Origin of the sequence: Amycolatopsis sp. NPDC026612, from assembly GCF_040638285.1 — a bacterium.
GTDB lineage: Bacteria > Actinomycetota > Actinomycetes > Mycobacteriales > Pseudonocardiaceae > Amycolatopsis.
This window is the reverse complement of sequence record NZ_JBEZYB010000010.1, coordinates 138857-157292: the sequence shown is the minus strand read 5'-3', so window position 1 is coordinate 157292 and position 18436 is coordinate 138857. Positions and strand designations below refer to the sequence as shown.

Here is an 18436-nt window from a genome sequence, read left to right as displayed (position 1 = left end):
TGCCAACCGAACGGCCGACCTAACCTCGTGGTCACTCGGATCGCGAAGGGTGCGAATGACGCACGATGGATGGAGTTCGCCCGGCACGTTTCCGATCGGGTCCTGATGTTCGACCACGGCCGGATCGTCGAGGAGGCCCCGCCTGAAGAGCTCTTCACGCAACCGGCCCAGGAGCGCACGCGGACGTTCCTGAAGGCCGTGCTCGAACGCGGCTGACCGGATCGCAAGCTGATCGTCAGGTGCAGGAGTGCTCGTCCGCGAGAGGCTGGAGCCGCACGCGCGACGAAAGGAGCCGAGGACCCATGAGGACCCCGACCCTGCCCCGGCCGAGCCGCGGCGTGGCCGTACCCAGCGTGGCGCTGGCCGTGGTGCACGCCCTGACCTTCCTGACCGGCCTGTGGCTGGCGCTTTCCCCGTTCGAGCTGGACCAAGAATTCAGCGGCGGTGGTTTCAACGGCTTGTGGAACGACGTGCTCGTCGGCACGGTCGTGCTGGTGTGCGGGGCCGGGCAGCTCGTGGCGCCGACGACCGCGCACGTGTGGCGCCCGCTGCTCCCGCTCGCCGGGGCATGGCTGGTGGTGGCGCCGATCGCCCTCGGCTACAACCACGGGACCCCGGCACCCGCCACCACCGCCGGTGACGTCGCGGCCGGAGTCGTCGTGCTGGCGCTCTGGGCCGCCGGCGTCGTCGTGCTGGCCCGCGCATTGCGTGACCGTGAAGAGCGGTGACCCGGTGACCAAGACCCAGACGCGGGTGGTCGTCACCGGGTACGACGGCACGCAGGAGTCGCTTCGAGCCGTGTTCTGGGCTGCGGCGGAGGCCGATCGCCGGGAGAGTGCGCTCGTCGTCGCGCGTGCCGTGGACTGGAGCTGGCCGGGCGGGAGTTATCCGGAGGTGGCGCTCGCGCCGCTGAGCGGGGGAGCCGAACGGCTGCGCGAAGACGCTGAGACGCAGACCCAAGAGGCCGTGCGTGAGATCGGCCATTCGCATCCCGACCTCGATGTGCGGACGGTCCTGCTCGAAGACGTGCCCGGCCCGGCCCTGGCCGGCGTCGCTGCCCGGACCGGAGCGGACATGCTGGGTGGTCGGTCCGCCGGGAACCGGCCCGCTCGGCAGGGCCGTGTTCGGCTCCACCACTGCCGGGCTCGCGAAAATGTCCGGACGTCCGCTCGTCGTCGTCCGAGGCGAGGATCCCGGCGAAGGGACAGCGCGCTGTCCTGTGGTCGTCGGCCTCGACCCGGCGGCCGACAATTCCGCCGTGCTGGCCTTCGCGCTCGACTTCGCCCGGCAACACGCTGTCCCGGTGCACCTCGTCCATGCGGTGACCGGCCGGTTCCGCAAGCATGCCGGCCCGTCGGAGGCGATGGTGGCCGAGCTGGTGGGCTGGTTGTCCGCCTACCCCGACGTGCCGTTCGAGCACCAGATCGTCCGGGACTTCCCCGAACGGGTGCTGCTGGACCGCGCGAGGCACGCCGCGTTGCTCGTGGTCGGTGACCGCCGCCGCAATCCCGTTCGGCGTGTGCTGTGCACTTCGGTGAGCCGGACCGTCCTGCACTACGCGCCGTGCCCGGTGAGCGTCGTCGGAGCCGGGGGATAGCCGTGTTCGACTACGTGGAGGGCATCGTCATCGCGGCCCCGGTTCCGGCGGTTCGCGAGACGTTGCGCAGTATCGAAGGTGAGTGGCTCGGCACCCCGCCGGCATCGGATGAGCGGTCCGGGTCTTCCTGCCTGCGGCCGGCGCCGATCTTGAACCGCAGTTCGTTCGCGCGCTACCTTCCAGCGCTGCGAGGCCGTAGCTCGTCGCGGCGCCATCGTCCGGGACAACATAAGGAACTGCCACCCTTGTCGCAGCCGAGGGGGAGGTTCACCGCACTCTCCCGCCGACGTTCCGCAGAGATCTCGTGTCCTTGTGTCGCCGCAAGAGTCTCGGTGTATCGGGTGGCTGCGCGGCTCACATGAAGTTGCGGGTGTGCAGCCGGGACAGTTCGGTGGCCTCGTCATCGGGGAAGCCGATGTGGACGAGTCGGCGGCGCCGTCCTTCGTCCATTTCGGTCTGCAGCGCCTGCACCTGGTCCCAGCCGCGGCCGATCGCATCCGCGGACCACGAGCCGGCGGCCAGGACGACCAGTGCGTCGAAGACGTCCTGGTTGAGTCCCGCGGTGTCGAGCAGTGCGTCGTGCCGGCGCTCGACCGCGGCGCGCAGCCGTGGCCGCAGGTGGGGGTCGATGGTGCCGAGGTGGTGCAGGTGGGCGACGCCGAAGGCGACGTGCCGGGCTTCGTCGCGCCGGGCGAGGCCGGTCACCCGGCGGGTGACCGGGTCCGGGGCGGTGCGCTCGAGGAACTCCAAGAGGTTGAGGAATGTGCCTTCGCCGAGGACCGAGAGCATGAACGATGCCATCGAAAAATCGGGCTCGTCGAGCAGGGTGGCCAATGACTCGCGGCCGCCGGCGGACGACGTGCCCAGGTTGCCACCGTGGAGCAGGGCCCGGCGGGTGAACACCTCCATGTGCCGGGCCTCGTCGGCGGTCTGCACCGCCAGCAGCTGCATGACCTCCCGGAAGTGGGGGTGGATGCGGCCGAGCAGCCGCGCGGGGACGACCAGCGCGGCCTGCTCGTTTTCGATCAGGTAGGTCATCACCTGCACCACGGCTTGCTCGATCTCCGTGGGCAGGGCGAACTCGGTCGTCCAGTCGACGGCTTCGTCGGGGTCCCACTGCGCTGATGCCGCGTGCCGGTAGAGGGCCGGGGCGACGTCGGCCCAGACGGCGTCGCGGTGGCCGAGGTCGAACCGTGGTTCCGGGCCGCCGGCCTCGACGAGCGCGCCCCGTGCGGCCAGGCCCCAGCGTGCGGGCGGTGCGTCGGCCAGGTTCGCCGGGGAAGGGTCGCCTGCCCGCTCGGCGCCGGCCCACCGGTCGAGGTCGGCGCGTCCGCGGACGACCGAAAACCGGTCTTCGTTCACCTCGGCGCGGTGGCCGTGCGCGCGGCACCACGCCCGCAGGTGCACGGGCAGGGCCGGGTCGGAGCCGGTGACGGCCATCCGGTCGCCCGGCGCGAGGCCGGCCAGCGCGCGCTGCAGCAGCAGGTGTGCGCCGCGGTCGAACGACAGCCGGCCGAGGTCGATCCCGAGCGGAGTCACGGCTGGTACTCCGGCGCGGTGATCGCCCCGTCGGCGTCGTAGAACCCGGTTTGGTCGACCGCGGCCTCCAGCTGCCCGTACCCCGTCGTCCTCCCGGGCTCCCACTGCGTCAGCCCTTCCAGGTCCAGCAGCGGGCGTACTTCAGGGTCCCCGTAGGACATCGATGTCAGCAGCTCCCCGGGGCGGCGGGTGAGGTCGTCGGGCGCGGACCCGGCGACCGCGAGCACGCAGTGGTCGTACGGAGCCGTGGTGGCCAGGACGCGGGTGCCGCCGGAGGGCAGGGTGCCCTCCCGGGTGAAGAGCAAGTGGTTGCCGTCGGTCATCGCCGCGGCGTCGACTTCGCCGGCGGCCAGCGCCCGCGCGGCGTCCCGCTCACCGCCGATGTGGTCGCCGTGCAGGCCGACGCCGATGTCGAACCGGCGGATCGTGACGTTCTCCCCGTCGACGAGACCGGCTTGCCGCAGCAGCGCGCCGGGAATCAGGGTCGCTTGGGGGGAGTCGACCGCGCCGAGCGCCACGGTGCCGTCCGCCAGGTCGGCGACGGTCCGTTGGGGAGCGTCGGTCCGGGCCACGAGCACCGAGGTCAGGTCGCGGTCGGTGTCGCGCATGAGCAGCGGGCGGACGGACCGCCCTTCGGCCTTGGCCAGGCGGCAGCTGCGCACCCAGGCCAGCGGCGAGTGCCAGGCGACGTGGATCCGGCCGGCGACGAGGTCTTCGGTCTGGCGCTCGTAGTTCGAGTAGAGCACGTAGTCGAAGGGCAGCCCCTGGCCGCGCAGCCAGTCGCGGAACCCGGTCCAGATGGTGACCACCTTCGGGTCATAGGCGACCGCTCCCAGCAGCAACGTCATCACGCCTCCTGCGCGAACAGCGGCAGGCCGAGGGCAGCCCGGCCGACGAAGTCCTGCAGCGCCTCGGTCGTGGGCGCCATCACGCGCGCGGCCAGCGCGTCACGGAACCGGCGTTCGATGCCCAGGTCCTTGCGGAACGCCGAGCCGCCGCACAGCCGCATGACACCGTCGGCGACCTCGGCCGCCGCTTCGGCCGCGACCAGCTTCACCTGCAGCACGCGCAGCATCGCGTCCGGGCGGTCGGTGGCCAAGGCGGCCAGGGTGTCGCCGAGGAACGCGCGAACCTCGTCGGTGCGGGTGCGCAGCGACGCATACTGCGCGCGCCGGCCGGGCTGGTCGGCGAGGCTTTCGCCGAGGTGCTCCAGGCGGGTGCTCGTGAGGTGGCCGGCGGCAGCGGCGACGAGCGCCTCCATGATGCCGAGTGAGAACGCGGCGTTGAGCACCAGGAACCGCGGCAGGGCGGTGGCCAGCGCGATGTCCAGTCCCGTGCCGTCGGCACCGAGCTGGGCGTCGGCGGGAATCTCGGCGGCGGTGGCGGTGACCGGGGCTGAGGCGTTGCCCCGCAGACCGAGGCCGTCGAAGCCGCCTTGAACCGCGAGACCCGGGGTATCGGACGGCACCAGCCAGAGGGTCATCGCCCCGCTGTCGCCCAGCGGCCTGCTCGACCAAACGTAGCTGTCGGCCTCGCCGGCTGAAGTGACCCAGCTCTTGCGGGCGTCCAGCAGCACTCCGTCGCTCTCGCTTTTGGCAGTGCTCAGCGGAGCCCAGAAGTGGCTGCGGGAGCCCGACTCGGAGAAGGCGAGGGTGGTCAGGTGCTGTCTGCCGGCGATTGCGCGCTTGGTCTCTCGCGAGCCGTGCGCGTCCACCACCGCGGAGGCCGCGTAATGCATCAACACGATCATGGCCGTGGAGCCGCAGGCCTTGGCCAGCCGCTCGACCACCACCGCGGCCGCGTCCAGTCCTTCTCCGGCGCCACCGTCCTCGGGTGAGCTGAGCAAACCGAGCAAACCGGCCGAGCCCAGTGCGGAGATCGAGGCCCTCGGGAACGTCCCGGCCCGATCGACCTCCTCCGCGTTCGGCGCAACGCTGTCGGCCACGACTTCGTCCACTGCCACCGAGTAGTCCATCGGCACCGCGCTACCACCTTTCGCCGGGATAAACTTTCCGCGCGTACCCCGGCGGCCCCGCGGTCAAACGCCATCGACGGCTCGTGTGTCGACGACGCCTGGAATGGGTGACGAGCCGGGGAAGTCGTCCGTCCTGGCGTCGACGCTCTGTTGCGGCCGGGCGTGGTCCAGAAGGGTCTGCCGTGCCGCTCGTTTTCGCGGCGATGTCCAGGTGCATGGCGGTGTCGCGGTCTTCGCTGAGCGCGTCGTCGCATTCGCCGTCACGGTTACACGATCACATCAGTTTGGCTCGCCGTAAGGCAGTTCGTGTCCCGACTGCTCGCCCTCAAGGCCTTTTCGGCTCCTTCGGGAAGACCCGGTGCGGCGAGCCGACCGGACAGGGCTTCGAGGTTGTGACGATGCCAGTAGCCCCGGCAGTAGTGATGTGTTTCCATTTGGGAGTCCGGCTCGCCTTTGACGCGGTGGCATGGTCTGCAGCAGGTGCGCGCCTTGTTCGAGGACAGTCAGCCAGCCGCCTTCCGGTCGTCCGCGGGGGAGGTGGGCGGATACCGATCCTTGATCCGGGATTGAGTTGCATTGCGGCTCGTCCATCAGGTGGGGCCGGTGAACGAGTTGCGCCGGTCTCGCGCCCGGACGACGTGGATGCGCGTCAGCAAGACGGCAGCGAGGAGTCCCCACAAGACCGGCCACCCCTGCCCGGCGAAGAGGCCCGCCACGACCATGAGCACCGCCGTGACGTCGGCCAGGACGAGGATCAGCCGCCACCGGGCGGCTTGCCTGCGCCGCGCGGCTGAAAACCCCGCGGTGAACTCCGAGGCGAACCAGGGATCTTCGCTGCCCAAGCGGTCTTCGATTTGGCGCAGGATGTCGTGTTCGTTGTTGGGCACCATCGGCCGTCTCCCTCGCATTCAGGCTCATCGTGGGGTGGCGGGTATCCCGCGATTGCCGGAGGAAACTGTTCGAGCGAGGCGGAGAACCTTGCGGCTTCCTTGCGAAATCGGACACTCTCGATAGAGCAGGCGGTGAGTCGGGTGGCCGGGTCCTCGTCGGCATCGACAGGACGGCGACCAGCCGCCTGCGATGGGGTTCGCCGTCCCGGTGCTGGACGCGTTCATGCCTCGTCCGGCCGATGATGCACAGCGCGGCCGGGTGCCATCGACCGGGTCGAGCTGAGGCAACTGCCCGCGGAAGCCCCTGCTCGAAGACTCCGGCGGCGCTGCTCTGCTGGTGGTCGGCAGCCACGCTGCGCCGCACCGTGCTCGGCTCGGTCAGTCACCGGCGGGGCAAACGCAAGGTAATCGTCAGGTGCAGCCGCACTCGGATGCGGAAGGCTGGCAGTGGCACCGGCGACCGCCGGACCGTGGTGGAGGACGGCCGGTGGAGCACGAAGACCTGATCGACCTGGAACAGCAGGGCTGGCAAGCGCTCATGGCGGAGCCTGCGGCCGCGCGGAAATTTTACGATGGCGTCTTCGACGAGCGGGTCGTCTTGCTGCTTTCCGACCTCCCACCGATCCGGGTGCGTGAAGCAGCGCTTGACGCCTTGTGCGGGGCGGACTGGGAGGAGTTCCGGTTACACGGGCTGCGCTGTGTCCGGCTCGGCGAGAGCACCGGCGTGGTCCGCTACAGCATCGCGGCGACGCGCTCGGCGTTGCCGTATTCGGCGCAGGTGAGCAGTGTCTACGCGCGCCGGCCGGGCGGCTGGAAGCTCACTTTCCACCAGCGGACCCGCCGCTGAGACGGGCGGCCGCCACCGGCGTGAAGCGGCGGCCGCACGAACCTCAGAGGCCGGTGAAGGCCTCGTCGACGAACGCCTTGTTCTCGTCGACCCACTTCTGCGCGGCGGCTTTCTCGTGACCCTTTGGCGTCTGCAGGATCAGCTCATCCAGTGAGCCGAGCTGCTCATCGGTGAGCTTGAGCCCCTTGGCGACCTGGGCCAGTGTCGGAAAGTCGGTGCCGAAGCTCTTGCGGAGCGTCACGACGATCGGCTTCTTGTGTCCTGAAGGGTGATCGTGCCGTCGAGGCCGTACTCCGGGATCGCGGCTTCTGCACAATCCCGGGTTCGCCCGCGCTGGTTCAGCTCGTCGCGCGGGGGCCGCTTTCCGGGCGACGGACGGCCTCCTGGGCGCCCGTGTCGAACACTTTGTACAGTTTTGGCTTTGACTGTCGGTTATGGACTCCCGACTTTCCTTCAGAGATCGGAACAAAGGGAAATGTTGATCAGCGTCAGCATTGCATACGGCAAGATTTGATCGATCCCCGCATGAAGCGATCACGGTCCGGTAAAGTCCGTTGTGTCCGGTCCGGCGATGTGGTCGGCTGGCGGGACCCATGGTCGCGTCGGTGAAAGGGACGAATGGCCTTCTTCCTGTCTCGGCTACTTTCGCGCTGGGTACTGACGCGCGGCTGGCTCCTGCCGGTGGTGGTCGTCATGGTCGTGTTCATGACGAGCTGGCCGCTGATGTCACTGGCCGAACCAGCGGGCAGCGACCTGGTGCGGCCGGGCAACTACTGGTGGTACTTCGTCGTGACGGCCGCCACTGTCGGCTACGGGGACTTCTCGCCTGAGACCGTAGCGGGGCACGTCGTCGGCAGTTACGTCATCATCGGCGGAATCGCGACCCTGACGACGGTCTTCGCCAAACTGGCGTCGGCGCTCGAGCAGGCGAAGGGACGGCGGATGCAGGGGACGGAACCGGTACGCGTGAGCGGGCACACCGTGCTGATCGGCTACGCGTCGGGCCGGACTGAGCGGATCGTGGCCCAGCTGCTGGCCGACGGCGTGACCGGGCTGGTCCTCTGCGCCGGGGAGCAGGTACCGGTGCACCCGATGCCCGGGGAGCCGCTGGACTTCGTCCGGGGCGACCCGACGGCCGCCGACGTGCTGGCGCGGGCGGCCGTGCACCGCGCGGCGACCATTCTGGTGGACATGGCCGACGACAACGAGGCGCTGGCCGTGGCGGTCACCGTCCCACGCGAACCCGTCGGCGCACGTCGTGGTGGCGCTGAGGGACATGGAACGTGCCGAGCTGGTCCGCTACGTCGATCCGAGGATCAAGTGCGTGCAGTGGCACACGCCGCGGATGATCACCGAGGAGCTGACTTCGCCGGGAATCGCCGACGTCTACACCGAGCTGATGACCACGGGCGGGGCGAGCACGTACTCCGTGACGCTGCCGGAGTCGCTGGGGATCTTGCGGACCGAGCGGTGCCGGGTCGCGCTGGGCCGGACGTTCGGGGCCACGATCCTGGCCGCGCGGACGGCCGACGGCCTCGTCGTCAACCCCGGCTGGGACGGCGAGCTGCCAGCCGGTTCGGTGCTGTACTACGTAGGCCCGCGACGGCTGACCGATGCGGAGGTCGGGACCGCCCTGCGTGAACCGGGCAGCTGAATCTCGGTGGTCCTCTTCGGCTTCGCGGGGCGACATGGCGATCGCGGGCCCGCTGGCGCGGGGTGCTCCGCGGCCCGTTCGCGGAGTCAGGGGGCCGGTGCTCATCTCCCGCGCTGCGCTGCTTCGTGCTTTCCCGAGCCGGATCGCAAGCGAATCGTCAGGTCCGGCGGACGGTTCGTGCGGGAGGGTGGATTCCGGCGGGCCGGAGCGAACGTCGTCGTGTGCGGGAACGCGTCATGGGTTTGGGGGCGCGGACTCAGGGTGCCGTCGTGCTCCGGCCCGGCGTCGTGCGTGGCGGCGAAGCACAATGTCGTGCTTCGCCGCCGCGCTCGTCGGCGGATGTGAGAGTAAACTATTGTCGTAGGCAACGATCCTCGAGGAGGAACGCGGGAGGATTCATGGTCACGCGAGGTGCCGAGCAACACTTCTGGATCGGGCCGGGAACGGAAGGGATTCTGACGCCGAGCCTGCCCAGCTCGCTGGCCTTCGTCGCGGCGCTGTGGCTCGGCTTCGCGCCCTACGTGCTGCACTTCAGTCGCGTTCGCGGTGGGCTCGCCGACGGGATCGACGTCCTGGTGGCCGTGGTGGTCGCCGTCTTCGCGCTGGTGCGGACGGTGGCACCTCGCGATCTGCCGGTGTTGAGCGTCGTCAACGCGATCCTGGGCCTGTGGCTGGTCGTGGCTCCCGTTGTGCTGGGCTACACCCTTGTCCGGATCGTCGTCGTCGACCTGGTCGTCGGGGTCCTCCTCGTGGGGTTGAGCGGGCTCAGTGCCCTGCTGACCTATCGGCAGCGCGCGAAATCGCAGGTAACAGGGCCTGGAGAGTGACCACATGCTGAGTGTTGCATAATGCAATAGTGGCTTCAGGTAACAGCATGGGTGTCAGACGCGTCCCGGTTCCGGTCCGGCAGCCGATCGGCAGGTGGCTGCGGGAGAGCCGGTCCGGTCTGGTCGGGCTGGCCGTGCTCATCGGTGCGGGCGCCGGGCTCGGTGCGATCGTCTTCCGCTGGTTGATCACCACGTTCACGCACCTGTTCTCCGGACAGGCCGACTACGCCGACGCCGGACGGGCAGCGCATCCGTGGTTCCCGGAGCTGGGGCCATGGTTCCTGCTGCTCGCTCCGGTGGTGGCCGGGCTGGTCTACGGGCCGTTGGTGTACAAGTTCGCCCCGGAGGCTCGTGGGCACGGCGTGCCGGAGGTTATGTATGCGGTCGCCGAGCGCGGCGGGCGGATCCCGGCGCAGGTGAGCGCGGTGAAGGCGCTCGCCTCAGCGTTGACGATCGGCTCGGGCGGGTCGGTGGGGCGGGAGGGCCCGATCGTGCAGATCGGATCCGCGCTGGGCTCGACGCTGGGCCGGGTCACGAGACTGCCCGAGTCGCGGCTTCGGGTGCTGGTCGCCTGTGGTGCGGCGGGCGGGATCGCGGCGACGTTCAATGCGCCGCTGGCGGGCCCGTTCTTCGCGATGGAGCTGATCCTGCGCGACTTCGCCGCGGAGTCGTTCGGCGCGGTGGTGCTGGCCAGCGTGACCGCGAGTGTGGTGGGCCGGGCGGCGTTCGGGAACACCGCTTTCCTCGAACTGCCGCCGTTCAGCCTGCGCAACCCGGTCGAGTACTTGCTCTTCATCGTCCTCGGAGTCGTCGTGGGTGCCTGTGGAGTGCTGTTCACCCGGGTGCTGTACTGGGTCGAGGACTTCTGCGACTGGGTGTGGCGCGGTCCCGAATGGCTGCGCCCCGCCGTCGGCGGGATCTTCCTCGGCGGGCTGCTGCTGGTGCTGCCGCAGATGTACGGCGTCGGCTACCCGGTGCTGCAGAACGCCGTCGAGGGCAAGTACGTGATCGGGTTCCTGTTGCTGTTGCTGGTGGGCAAGATCGTCGCGACGAGCCTGACGATCGGGATCGGCGGCTCGGGCGGGGTGTTCGCGCCGTCACTGTTCATCGGCGCGATGGGCGGCACGGCGTTCGGCATCGTGGTGCACGCGTGGCTGCCGTCGCTGACCGCGTCGCCCGGGGTGTACGGCCTGATCGGCATGGGTGCCGCCTTCGCGGGCGCCGCTCGGGCGCCGATCACCGCGGTGATCGTGCTGTTCGAACTGACCGGCCAGTACACGATCATCCTACCGATGCTCACCGCGATCGTGATCGCCACGGCCACGAGCCGGACTCTCTCGCGGGACACGATCTACACGCTCAAGCTGCGCCGTCGCGGCGTCGACCTCGACCGGCACCCCCAGGAACGACGGCTCGCCGCGACGACGGTCGAAGCGGTCACCGAGCCGCTACCGGAACCCCTTGCCGCGGAGACGGCGCTGAACCGCGCCGCGCACGCGCTGGCGGTCTCCGGGCACGGAATCCTGCCGGTCGTCGACGACGACGGCAGCTACCAGGGCTGCGTGACAGCCCGAGCGGTCGCCGAGGCCCTGGGCAGCGACCACGACGCCACGGCGGGGGAGCTGGCGGAGCTGCCGCCCCTGATCACCTGCGAGACGTCGCTCGCCGACGCACTGACGGCTCTGGCGAACGCGCCCGGAACGGGCCTGCCCGTGCTCGACGACGAACACCGGCTGGCCGGGTGGCTTACACACCAGTCGGTGCTCTCTGCGCTCGCCCCGGCCGGGGCGAGCGGAACGGGGTGATGCCGCATGGGAGCTCCGAGTCTGGGTCTCCCGGAGCGCTGTGCCGATCATCCAGAGAGCGGGACCTGGTGCTGATCTGGTCGGCCGCGCGGCTGGAAGGTCTGTCTGAAGCACACCGCTCGCCATCCCTCGGCGGTGATTGCCAGGCTCGGAACGCACGTGGTCGTAGTGCCGGCGGAGGGGGGGAGGTTTGCCGCGGACGTCGGTGCCGGGCTCCGGAAGGCGGCCGCCCGCCGGCACCTCTGCCGGGCGGCGGCCCAGAACTCATCGAACTCTTATCCGGCTATGTCGTCGGCGGCCTGCCCCGACGGTGGTGACCGTCCGACGTCAGGTCCAGACGGCCTCGGGAGCTACGGCCGACGCAGGTGGCTCGCCGCCGGCCTCGGCGAAGGCGGTGAGGACGTCGACCAGGCCGCTGCGGGCGTCGTCGGGCATCCGGGCGACGATCTTGGCGATCTCCTTGCGCCGCCGGGCGGTGACCTGACGGACCACTTTCGCGCCGTCCTTGGTCACGGCGAGGACGATTTCGCGGCGGGAGACCGGGCTGTGCTGCCGGTCGACCATGCCGACCGCGACCAGCCGGTCGACCATCCGGCTTGCGGTGGACGGCGTGACCTGCAGGTACTCCGCCAAGTCGGCGTGCTTGAGCGGCCCCCGGGTCTGCAGCACCACCAGCAGCCTGAACTGCGGCAGCGTGATCATGTCTCCGGCGGCCGCGATCGACCTGGCCGAGACGGCGACCAGCAAGCGGGAAGCGGTCAGCACGGCGTCGGTCACGGCGTCGACGTCCGTCGTGTCGAGGGCAGGCGTACTGCGAGGCATGTTCCCAGTGTGCCGCACCGGCAGCTTAGTGTGCCGATCAGGCGCGCCAGAGGAGGGCTCGGTGCCCGATGTGTTCTGTTTGTCCGAGTGATCGGCCTCGCTGTTCACCGTTGGCGAAGTATTGCGTGCTGCAACAATGTTGGTGGGCAATGAGACTGAGATGTTCGGATGAGTCCACGAGACTGCTGGTCGCTGGGATCCCTGGCTGTCATGGTCAGCGTGTCCCTGGGCCTCGGCGTCACAGGTCCGGCACGGGAAGCTGGGTGTAGTCGACGTCGCCGGTTTTCTCCAGCAGGTTGATGTGGGTCTTGATGTAGTCGCCCGCGAGGTCCGCGAACGGGCGGACCAGGGAGTTGCGCGTGTCGGCGCGGACCGTCGAGACGAGGATCAGCGCCTCGGCGTGTGCCTTGCGGAGGGTGTTGACGTAGTCGCGGTCGAAGGTCTCGCCGAACTCGGTGCGCATGCGGTCGATGCCGGCTTGCATGTCGGGAGCCGGTTCGGCGGCGACGGGCAGGTTCATCCGGGTGCTGATGTCGGTGTCGCGGTTTTCGAGGTCCTTGTGCTGGGTGATGATCACCCGTGCTGCCTCCCGGACCGCCGGGTTGCTCGAGCGTTGCTGCGCCCACGTCGAGGTCGTGATCTCGCGGAGGCTCGTCTGTTCCACGATGGTGAGCAGCTTCCGGCCCACGGAGCTGATCGGTCCGAACGCCGTCTCGGTGAGGTCGCCCTCGGTCTGTGCGGCCGGGGTGGAGGTCGCAGGCCGAACGGAGGGAACCGGGGCCTGGGGAGCGGTCACCACTTGGGGAGTGGGCGGGGCACACGCCGTGACAGCGAGGGCGAACGTGCCGCACAGGGTGATCCACAGGTTCCGGGTTTTCATCGTCGGCCTCCAGGTGGGGAGTTCGGTGTCTACCCGGAACACGGCCCCCGGTGGCGTCTGGTTCAGTCAAACTGTTGCTTCGTCGCTCAGTTTGCCTGGGAAAGAGTTTGGCTGATCGGCGAACCGGTTGCGTCCGAGCCAGCCGATCGCGTTCCGGACCGCCTCGCGAGTGCCGTCGAACCTGATCGCCCGCTCGGCCAGCGCTTCGCGCCACGTCCGGTGCCCGAGCCACACGCCGGCGAGGGCGGAGACCGTGCAGTCGATGCGGGCCACGGTCGGCAGCCGCGGGTCGCTCTCGGTCGAGGATGCTCCCTCGGGGGAGAGGACCAGCCACCACCAGCGGGGCGGCGGAACCTCGCTGAACCGCAGGTGCAGCGCGACGCGTTCGCGGGGGAGCCGGGCCGGGTCGATGCCCCGGCAGATGTCCAGGAGCAACAGGCGTGGCTTCAGGTTCCCGCTGCCCGGCGGTGGCATCCACCGGCGGCCCCAGTACCCGAGGTGCTCGACCACCGGGGCCAGTTCGCGCCCGGCCGGGGTGAGCGCGTAGCGAACTTCACCGGTGGACGCGAGCCGGGTCACCACGCCGGCGTCGGCGAGCTGCTTCAGCCGCCGGGCCAGCAGTGCACTCGACATGCCGGGCACGCCTTCGGCGATTTCGCCGGTGCGGCTGCTGCCGTGCAGGAGTTCCCGGACGATGAGGAGTGTCCACGACTGGCCGAGCACCTCGGCCGCGGTGGCCACCGGGCAGTGCTGACGGTAGACGGTCACGAGCGTTCGAGGGTGCGCAGGACGCGGAACCGGGCCAGCCGGTGCAGCATTTCTCCCATGGCCTCAGGCACGATCTGGCCTTCGAGATCGCTGCGGGCCGACCGGACGATGGCGGTGATGTCGGCTGCAGGCAACAGGGAAGCGAACTCGCTGGTCAGCCAGCTGTCGACCTCGGCGGTGATGTCGTCGGCCTGGTGGGTTTCGACGGTCATGTCCTCATTGTGTGGGCGTCGGCGGAGCCTGCACCTGACGACTGGCTGACGATTCGGGCGGGCACGGCGTCGGTGGCGCGGGCCTGCTCGTCACCGTCGGGGTCGCCGTGGGCACCGGGGTGGTGATCGGTTCCGGCTCGTCTTCGGTGGTGACTCCACAGCTCGTGACGCACAGCAGGGTCAGCAGCGCGAGGGTGGTTTTCATGTCGTGGCCTCCGGGAGCTCGACGACGAAGCGGGCGCCGCCGCCGGGCCGGTCCTCGACCCAGACATGACCGTTGTGGCGGTGCACGTGGTCCGCGACGATGGCCAGGCCGAGGCCGCTCCCGGTGTCCTGGTCGCGACGGGCGGCGTGCAGGCCACGAGCGAACCGTTCGAAGATGCGTTCGCGCAGGGCAGGCGGGACGCCGCTGCCGGCGTCGTCGACTTCGATGCGGGCGTGGTCGCCGTGGCGGCGGACGGTGACCGCGACCGCGCCGCCGCCGTAGTGGTCGGCGTTGTCGAGCAGGTTGGCCACCACCCGATCGATCCGGCGGCGGTCCGCAACGACGAGAGGCGTGTCGGGGCCGGTCTCGATCCGGACGTCGGAAGAGGGGTGGCTGTCGACGACGTTGCGGACGAGCTCGCCGAGGTCGACCAGTTCGACAGCGCTGCCGGCCTCGTCCTGGTCGGCCCGTGAGATCTCGAGCAGGTCGACGACCATCCGCTGGAACCGCCGCAGCTCCGACCGCAGCAGCCGCAGGGCTCGCTGGGCCGTCGCCGGCATGGCGTCCTGCCGGCGTTCGAGCACCTCGCTGACGTTCACCATGGTCGTCAGGGGGGACCGCAGCTCGTGGCTGACATCGGAGGCGAACCGGGCGTCCCGGCGGACGCGTTGCTCGAGCTGCCCGGCGGTCGTGTTGAAGCTCGTGGCCAGCGGGGCCAGGTCCGGGTCGGCCTGATCGGGCAGGCGGGCCGAGAGGTCGCCCCGCGCGACCCGGGACGCGGCCTCGGTGAGAGCGGTCAGCGGGCGAAGCGCCCGGCGGGCGGCCCAGGCGCCGAGGCCGACGCCGAAGAGTGCGGCTACGACGGTGCCGGTGATGAGCAGGGTGCTGAGGTAGCGGAACGCGCGGTCCAGTTCCAGGAGCGGATAGAGTTCGACGTAGATGCTGCCGTCGCGGCCGACCGGCGTCGCCACGCCGAGCACAGGGATCCCGTCGGCGCTGAACCGCTGCCGCGCCGCCACGCCGTGATGGGCCTGGTCGACCAGGCCCTTGGGCACTACGGCGGGATCGACCTGCCGGCCGCTGGTGAGCCACCCGGCGGGCCGCGACAGCAGGACCGACGAGTCGGGCCCGGTGGCCAAGCCGGTGAGCAGCTCTTCAAGCCCCTCCGAGTCATCGGCCAGTGCGGCGTCGACGAGGCGGACGTTGACCTCGGATTGGCGGGTGACGCTCTGCTCGCGCTGGTCGAGCATGTAGCCGGTCGTGAGGTTCCAGGTCGCCACCGCGAGCACGGTCATCACCAGGGCCAGGCCGACACCGAACGCGGCCGCGACGCGCCAGCGCAGGGACAGCCGCCGGATCACGGCTCGGGGGCGATGCGGTAGCCGCTGCCGCGCACGGTCAGTACCAGGCTCGGCGAGTCGGGATCGGGTTCGACCTTGCGGCGCAGCCGTCTGATGTGGACGTCGAGCAACCGTGTGTCCCCGAAGTAGTCGTGTCCCCACACGCGCTGCAGCAACTCCTCGCGGGTCACGACCTTGCCTTCGGCCGCGGCCAGTTCGGTCAGCAGGCGGAACTCGGTGCGCGTGAGGTGCACGGGGACACCGTCGCGGTGGACGGCTTCCTCATCGGGCCGGATCTCGAGCCTGCCGAGGCTGAACCGGGCCGGTCGTGTCGACGCCGTGCGGCGCAGGAGGGCACGGATCCGGGCCGCGAGCTCGCCGGCCACCAGCGGTTTGGTGACGTAGTCGTCGGCGCCGGCTTCGAGGCCCGCGATGACGTCTTGCGTGTCGGTGCGGGCGGTGATGACGATGATGGGCAGGTCGCCGCGCTCGCGCACCCTCCGGCAGACGGTGAGCCCGTCGATCCCCGGCAGCATGAGGTCGAGCAGCACCACGTCGACGGAGCTGGATTCCAGCAGGTCCAGGCCATCCTCGCCGGTGGCGGCGGCGAGGATGTCGAAGTCCTCGTCGGCCAGCGCGAGGCTCAACGCTTCGCTGATCATGGCGTCGTCCTCGACGAGCAGAACACGCGTGGGCATCTTCAGAATTCTAGCAGGAGACAAATTGTTGCACTAACGAACAGTTGTGTTAGTCTGGGTTCGCCGAGTAGGACGACTGTTCAGGGCGATCGACCTGGTTGGAGGATTGATGACGTCACCGGCTGCTGCTCGTGGCGAAGCCGTCCGCCGCCGCCTGGTCGCGGCGGCGATCGAGCTGATCCCGGAGCGGGGATGGACCGCCGTGAGCACCCGCGTGCTGGCCGAACGGGCCGGTGTCACGCCGAGCGTCGTCCACTACCACTTCCCGTCCGTGCAAGCCGTTCTGGTGGAAGCCGTGCTGGGGGCGATGCGAGCGGTGGCGGCCGGGTTCGAGCCGCTGGTCGCTGCGGTCGGCAGCGCCGGAGAGCTGGTCGACGCGATGGTTGCGGCGGTGGAGCAGTACACCGGCGCCGACCCGACGTCACTGCTGTTCGTCGAGGCTTACCTGGCGGCGACGCGGGACGACGGGTTGCAGGCCGGGATGGCCCAGGTGCTCGCCGACCTTCGCGCGGTGGTCAGCGACCGCATGCGGCAACTCGGCGTTGCGCAACCCGAAGACACGGCGGCGGTGCTCGCTGCTGCAGTCGACGGACTGCTGCTCCATCGCGCGATCGGCCCGGAGGCGGCTCCGGATGTGGCTGGTGTGCTGCGGCGGCTCGTCTGAACGCGAAGGAGACGAAACGATGAAGGTTGTCGTGTGCGGGGCCGGGATCACCGGCTTGGCGCTGGCGAACAAGCTGGCGCGCGAGGGCGTCGAGGTCGTCGTGCTGGAGCGCGCACCGGCTCCGCGTGAACAGGGCTACATGATCGACTTCTTCGGGGCGGGGTTCGACGCGGCCGAGCAGATGGGCCTGCTGCCCCGGATCCGGGAGCTGGCCTACCGGGTCGAGGAGGCGAGCCTGCTCGACGACCGTGGCCGCCGCCGCGCGGCGATCCGGTACGCGGCCTTCGCCCGCACGATGCGGGACCGGCTGTGTGGCATCATGCGGCCGGACCTGGAACGGGCCCTGCGGGAGCAGTTACCGTCCGATGTGGACCTGCGATTCGGCGCGGGAGTCACGGCGGTCGACGACCTCGGCGACCGGGTCCGGGTGACCGCGGGCGACCACGTGGTCGAGGCGGACGTCGCCGTGGGCGCCGACGGCGTCCACTCGGCCGTCCGGCGGCTGGCGTTCGGCGAAGACGAGCGTTTCGTGCGGTACATGGGCTTCCACACCGCGGCGTTCGTGCTGGCCGATCCGGATATCGCGGCGGTCGTGGGAGACCGCTTCTGCTTGACCGACAGCATCGGCCGCCAGATGGGCTTCTACGGGCTTCGCGACGGTCGGGTGGCCGCGTTCGCCGTGCACCGGACCGAAGATCGGAGACTGCCCGAGGATCCGCGGTCGGCGCTCCAGGAAGAGTACGGCTCGCTGGGCTGGCTGGTTCCCCGCGCGCTGCGTCGCTGTCCACCTGCTGAGGCCGTGTATTACGACCAGGTGGCTCAGGTCGAAATGCCGAGGTGGAGCAGTGGGCGGATCGTGCTTGTCGGCGATGCGTGCTACGCGGTTTCCCTGCTGGCCGGTCAGGGCGCTTCGCTCGGTGTCGCCGGTGCCTACGTTCTGGGTGAGCAACTGGCCCGGGGAATTTCGATCAGTGACGCCTTCAGCGAGTATGAGCGCCTGCTGCGGCCGGTCATCGCGGAAAAGCAGGACGTCGCCCGTCGGAGCGCCCGGTGGTTCCTTCCGGCGAGCCCGTTTCAGCTCGTGGTCCGCAGGACTGTGCTCCGACTGTCCCGGCTTCCCCTGCTGGACCGGTACGTGGCGACCGTGCTCGCCGGCAAACCCACCGCGTTGGTCGCCGACCTTCGCCGCACCGCCGCCGGAGCAACGCGATGAACCGCGTCCTGCGTTGGGTCTTTCGCGCGCCGGTCCGGCTCTACGACCGCGGGCTCGGCTGGGTACTCGGCCGCCGGTTCCTCTGCCTGACCCACCTCGGACGGCGCTCCGGGCGGATGTACCGGACGGTCCTCGAAGTCGTCGGCACGAACGACGACGAGTACGTCGTGGTCGCCGGGCTCGGTGCCGGAGCGGACTGGTTCCAGAACATCCAGGCCCGGCCGCCGGTCGAGGTGATCGCCGGACGGTGCCGGTTTCCGGCCGAACACCGTGTCCTCGGCGAAGACGAGGCTGTCGTGGTCATCGCCGGGTACGAACACCGCAACCGCCTGGCTGCCCCGGTTCTGCGGTTTGCGCTGGGAAAGCTGCTGGGGTGGCGCTACAACGGCAGCGATCTCGCCCGCCGCCGGATGGCGCGGCAGCTGCCGCTGGTCGGACTCCGGCCGCGATCGTAAGGCAGTCGTCAGTTGAAACCCCCTCTTTCCGTGTCAGGGTGGAAC

The 18436-nt window shown here is 70.0% G+C and carries 21 protein-coding genes and 3 pseudogenes; 12 read left to right on the top strand and 12 right to left on the bottom strand.

Annotation, left to right across the window (positions count from 1 at the left end):
* Positions 1-49: 49 nt before the first annotated feature.
* The 4 genes and pseudogenes from AB0F15_RS13695 to AB0F15_RS13680 all read left to right on the top strand — a co-directional run.
* Positions 50-216: pseudogene (locus AB0F15_RS13695) on the top strand (L-cystine ABC transporter ATP-binding protein YecC); the annotation flags it as partial.
* An 86-nt stretch (positions 217-302) separates the two neighbouring features.
* Complete coding sequence (locus AB0F15_RS13690) at positions 303-728, top strand: hypothetical protein (protein WP_360269718.1); 426 nt, start codon at positions 303-305, stop codon at positions 726-728.
* Positions 637-1068, top strand: a pseudogene (locus AB0F15_RS13685) (universal stress protein); the annotation flags it as partial. The gene AB0F15_RS13690 and the pseudogene AB0F15_RS13685, both read left to right, overlap by 92 nt.
* An 85-nt stretch (positions 1069-1153) precedes the next feature.
* Positions 1154-1597: a universal stress protein gene (locus AB0F15_RS13680; protein ID WP_360269716.1), complete on the top strand. Its 444-nt coding sequence runs from the start codon at positions 1154-1156 to the stop codon at positions 1595-1597.
* Between the two features lie 354 nt (positions 1598-1951).
* On the opposite strand, the gene AB0F15_RS13675 is transcribed toward AB0F15_RS13680, so the two are convergent.
* The 4 genes from AB0F15_RS13675 to AB0F15_RS13660 all read right to left on the bottom strand — a co-directional run bounded on the left by AB0F15_RS13675 (position 1952) and on the right by AB0F15_RS13660 (position 6001).
* Positions 1952-3136, bottom strand: coding sequence for a ferritin-like domain-containing protein (locus tag AB0F15_RS13675; RefSeq protein WP_360269714.1), 1185 nt, complete (start codon positions 3134-3136; stop codon positions 1952-1954).
* Entirely contained in the window at positions 3133-3984 is an 852-nt protein-coding gene (locus AB0F15_RS13670; protein WP_360269712.1) for a PhnD/SsuA/transferrin family substrate-binding protein, read from the bottom strand. The genes AB0F15_RS13675 and AB0F15_RS13670 overlap by 4 nt, the downstream gene beginning before the upstream one ends.
* Positions 3984-5111, bottom strand: a complete 1128-nt coding sequence (locus AB0F15_RS13665) for an acyl-CoA dehydrogenase family protein (protein WP_360269767.1) — start codon at positions 5109-5111, stop codon at positions 3984-3986. The genes AB0F15_RS13670 and AB0F15_RS13665 overlap by 1 nt, the downstream gene beginning before the upstream one ends.
* 590 nt (positions 5112-5701) lie before the next feature.
* Positions 5702-6001, bottom strand: a complete 300-nt coding sequence (locus AB0F15_RS13660) for a DUF3040 domain-containing protein (protein WP_360269711.1) — start codon at positions 5999-6001, stop codon at positions 5702-5704.
* Positions 6002-6488: 487 nt separating this feature from the next.
* Between AB0F15_RS13660 and AB0F15_RS13655 the strand changes: the two genes are divergently transcribed.
* Entirely contained in the window at positions 6489-6848 is a 360-nt protein-coding gene (locus AB0F15_RS13655; protein WP_360269709.1) for a nuclear transport factor 2 family protein, read from the top strand.
* A gap of 43 nt (positions 6849-6891) precedes the next feature.
* Here AB0F15_RS13655 and AB0F15_RS13650 read toward each other — a convergent pair whose 3' ends face one another.
* Positions 6892-7089 carry a hypothetical protein gene (locus AB0F15_RS13650; RefSeq protein WP_360269707.1) on the bottom strand — a complete coding sequence of 66 codons (198 nt, stop codon included), beginning with the start codon at positions 7087-7089 and terminating at the stop codon, positions 6892-6894.
* A 377-nt stretch (positions 7090-7466) separates the two neighbouring features.
* On the opposite strand from AB0F15_RS13650, the pseudogene AB0F15_RS13645 reads away from it, so the two are divergent.
* The 4 genes and pseudogenes from AB0F15_RS13645 to AB0F15_RS13630 all read left to right on the top strand — a co-directional run.
* Positions 7467-7712: pseudogene (locus tag AB0F15_RS13645) on the top strand (ion channel); the annotation flags it as partial.
* A 412-nt stretch (positions 7713-8124) separates the two neighbouring features.
* Entirely contained in the window at positions 8125-8502 is a 378-nt protein-coding gene (locus AB0F15_RS13640; protein WP_360269769.1) for a hypothetical protein, read from the top strand.
* Between the two features lie 398 nt (positions 8503-8900).
* Positions 8901-9329, top strand: coding sequence for a hypothetical protein (locus AB0F15_RS13635; RefSeq protein WP_360269705.1), 429 nt, complete (start codon positions 8901-8903; stop codon positions 9327-9329).
* Positions 9330-9376: 47 nt separating this feature from the next.
* Entirely contained in the window at positions 9377-11134 is a 1758-nt protein-coding gene (locus AB0F15_RS13630; protein ID WP_360269703.1) for a chloride channel protein, read from the top strand.
* Between the two features lie 327 nt (positions 11135-11461).
* On the opposite strand, the gene AB0F15_RS13625 is transcribed toward AB0F15_RS13630, so the two are convergent.
* From AB0F15_RS13625 to AB0F15_RS13595, 7 genes are all read right to left on the bottom strand, one after another.
* Positions 11462-11956 (bottom strand): MarR family transcriptional regulator, encoded by a 495-nt coding sequence (locus tag AB0F15_RS13625; protein WP_360269701.1) that lies wholly within the window; start codon positions 11954-11956, stop codon positions 11462-11464.
* 238 nt (positions 11957-12194) lie between these two features.
* On the bottom strand, positions 12195-12836 hold the full coding sequence (locus AB0F15_RS13620) for a DUF4142 domain-containing protein (RefSeq protein ID WP_360269699.1): 642 nt from the start codon (positions 12834-12836) through the stop codon (positions 12195-12197).
* Positions 12837-12902: 66 nt separating this feature from the next.
* The gene (locus AB0F15_RS13615; protein ID WP_360269698.1) at positions 12903-13604 is read right to left on the bottom strand and encodes a helix-turn-helix domain-containing protein; all 702 of its coding nucleotides are present in this window, start codon (positions 13602-13604) and stop codon (positions 12903-12905) included.
* Complete coding sequence (locus AB0F15_RS13610; RefSeq protein WP_013227537.1) at positions 13601-13816, bottom strand: hypothetical protein; 216 nt, start codon at positions 13814-13816, stop codon at positions 13601-13603. Before AB0F15_RS13610 ends, AB0F15_RS13615 begins: the two co-directional genes overlap by 4 nt.
* A gap of 4 nt (positions 13817-13820) precedes the next feature.
* Positions 13821-14021 (bottom strand): hypothetical protein, encoded by a 201-nt coding sequence (locus AB0F15_RS13605; RefSeq protein WP_360269695.1) that lies wholly within the window; start codon positions 14019-14021, stop codon positions 13821-13823.
* Positions 14018-15382 (bottom strand): HAMP domain-containing sensor histidine kinase, encoded by a 1365-nt coding sequence (locus AB0F15_RS13600; RefSeq protein WP_360269693.1) that lies wholly within the window; start codon positions 15380-15382, stop codon positions 14018-14020. The genes AB0F15_RS13605 and AB0F15_RS13600 overlap by 4 nt, the downstream gene beginning before the upstream one ends.
* Complete coding sequence (locus AB0F15_RS13595) at positions 15379-16059, bottom strand: response regulator transcription factor (RefSeq protein ID WP_360269691.1); 681 nt, start codon at positions 16057-16059, stop codon at positions 15379-15381. The genes AB0F15_RS13600 and AB0F15_RS13595 overlap by 4 nt, the downstream gene beginning before the upstream one ends.
* A gap of 109 nt (positions 16060-16168) precedes the next feature.
* On the opposite strand from AB0F15_RS13595, the gene AB0F15_RS13590 reads away from it, so the two are divergent.
* From AB0F15_RS13590 to AB0F15_RS13580, 3 genes are read left to right on the top strand one after another with little or no spacing between them, the layout of a single operon-like run.
* Complete coding sequence (locus AB0F15_RS13590) at positions 16169-16723, top strand: TetR/AcrR family transcriptional regulator (protein ID WP_360269689.1); 555 nt, start codon at positions 16169-16171, stop codon at positions 16721-16723.
* A 19-nt stretch (positions 16724-16742) separates the two neighbouring features.
* Positions 16743-17936: an FAD-dependent oxidoreductase gene (locus AB0F15_RS13585; protein WP_360269688.1), complete on the top strand. Its 1194-nt coding sequence runs from the start codon at positions 16743-16745 to the stop codon at positions 17934-17936.
* A complete protein-coding gene (locus AB0F15_RS13580; RefSeq protein WP_360269686.1) occupies positions 17933-18391 on the top strand; it encodes a nitroreductase family deazaflavin-dependent oxidoreductase in 459 nt (152 codons plus the stop codon). Before AB0F15_RS13585 ends, AB0F15_RS13580 begins: the two co-directional genes overlap by 4 nt.
* Positions 18392-18436 lie beyond the last annotated feature (45 nt).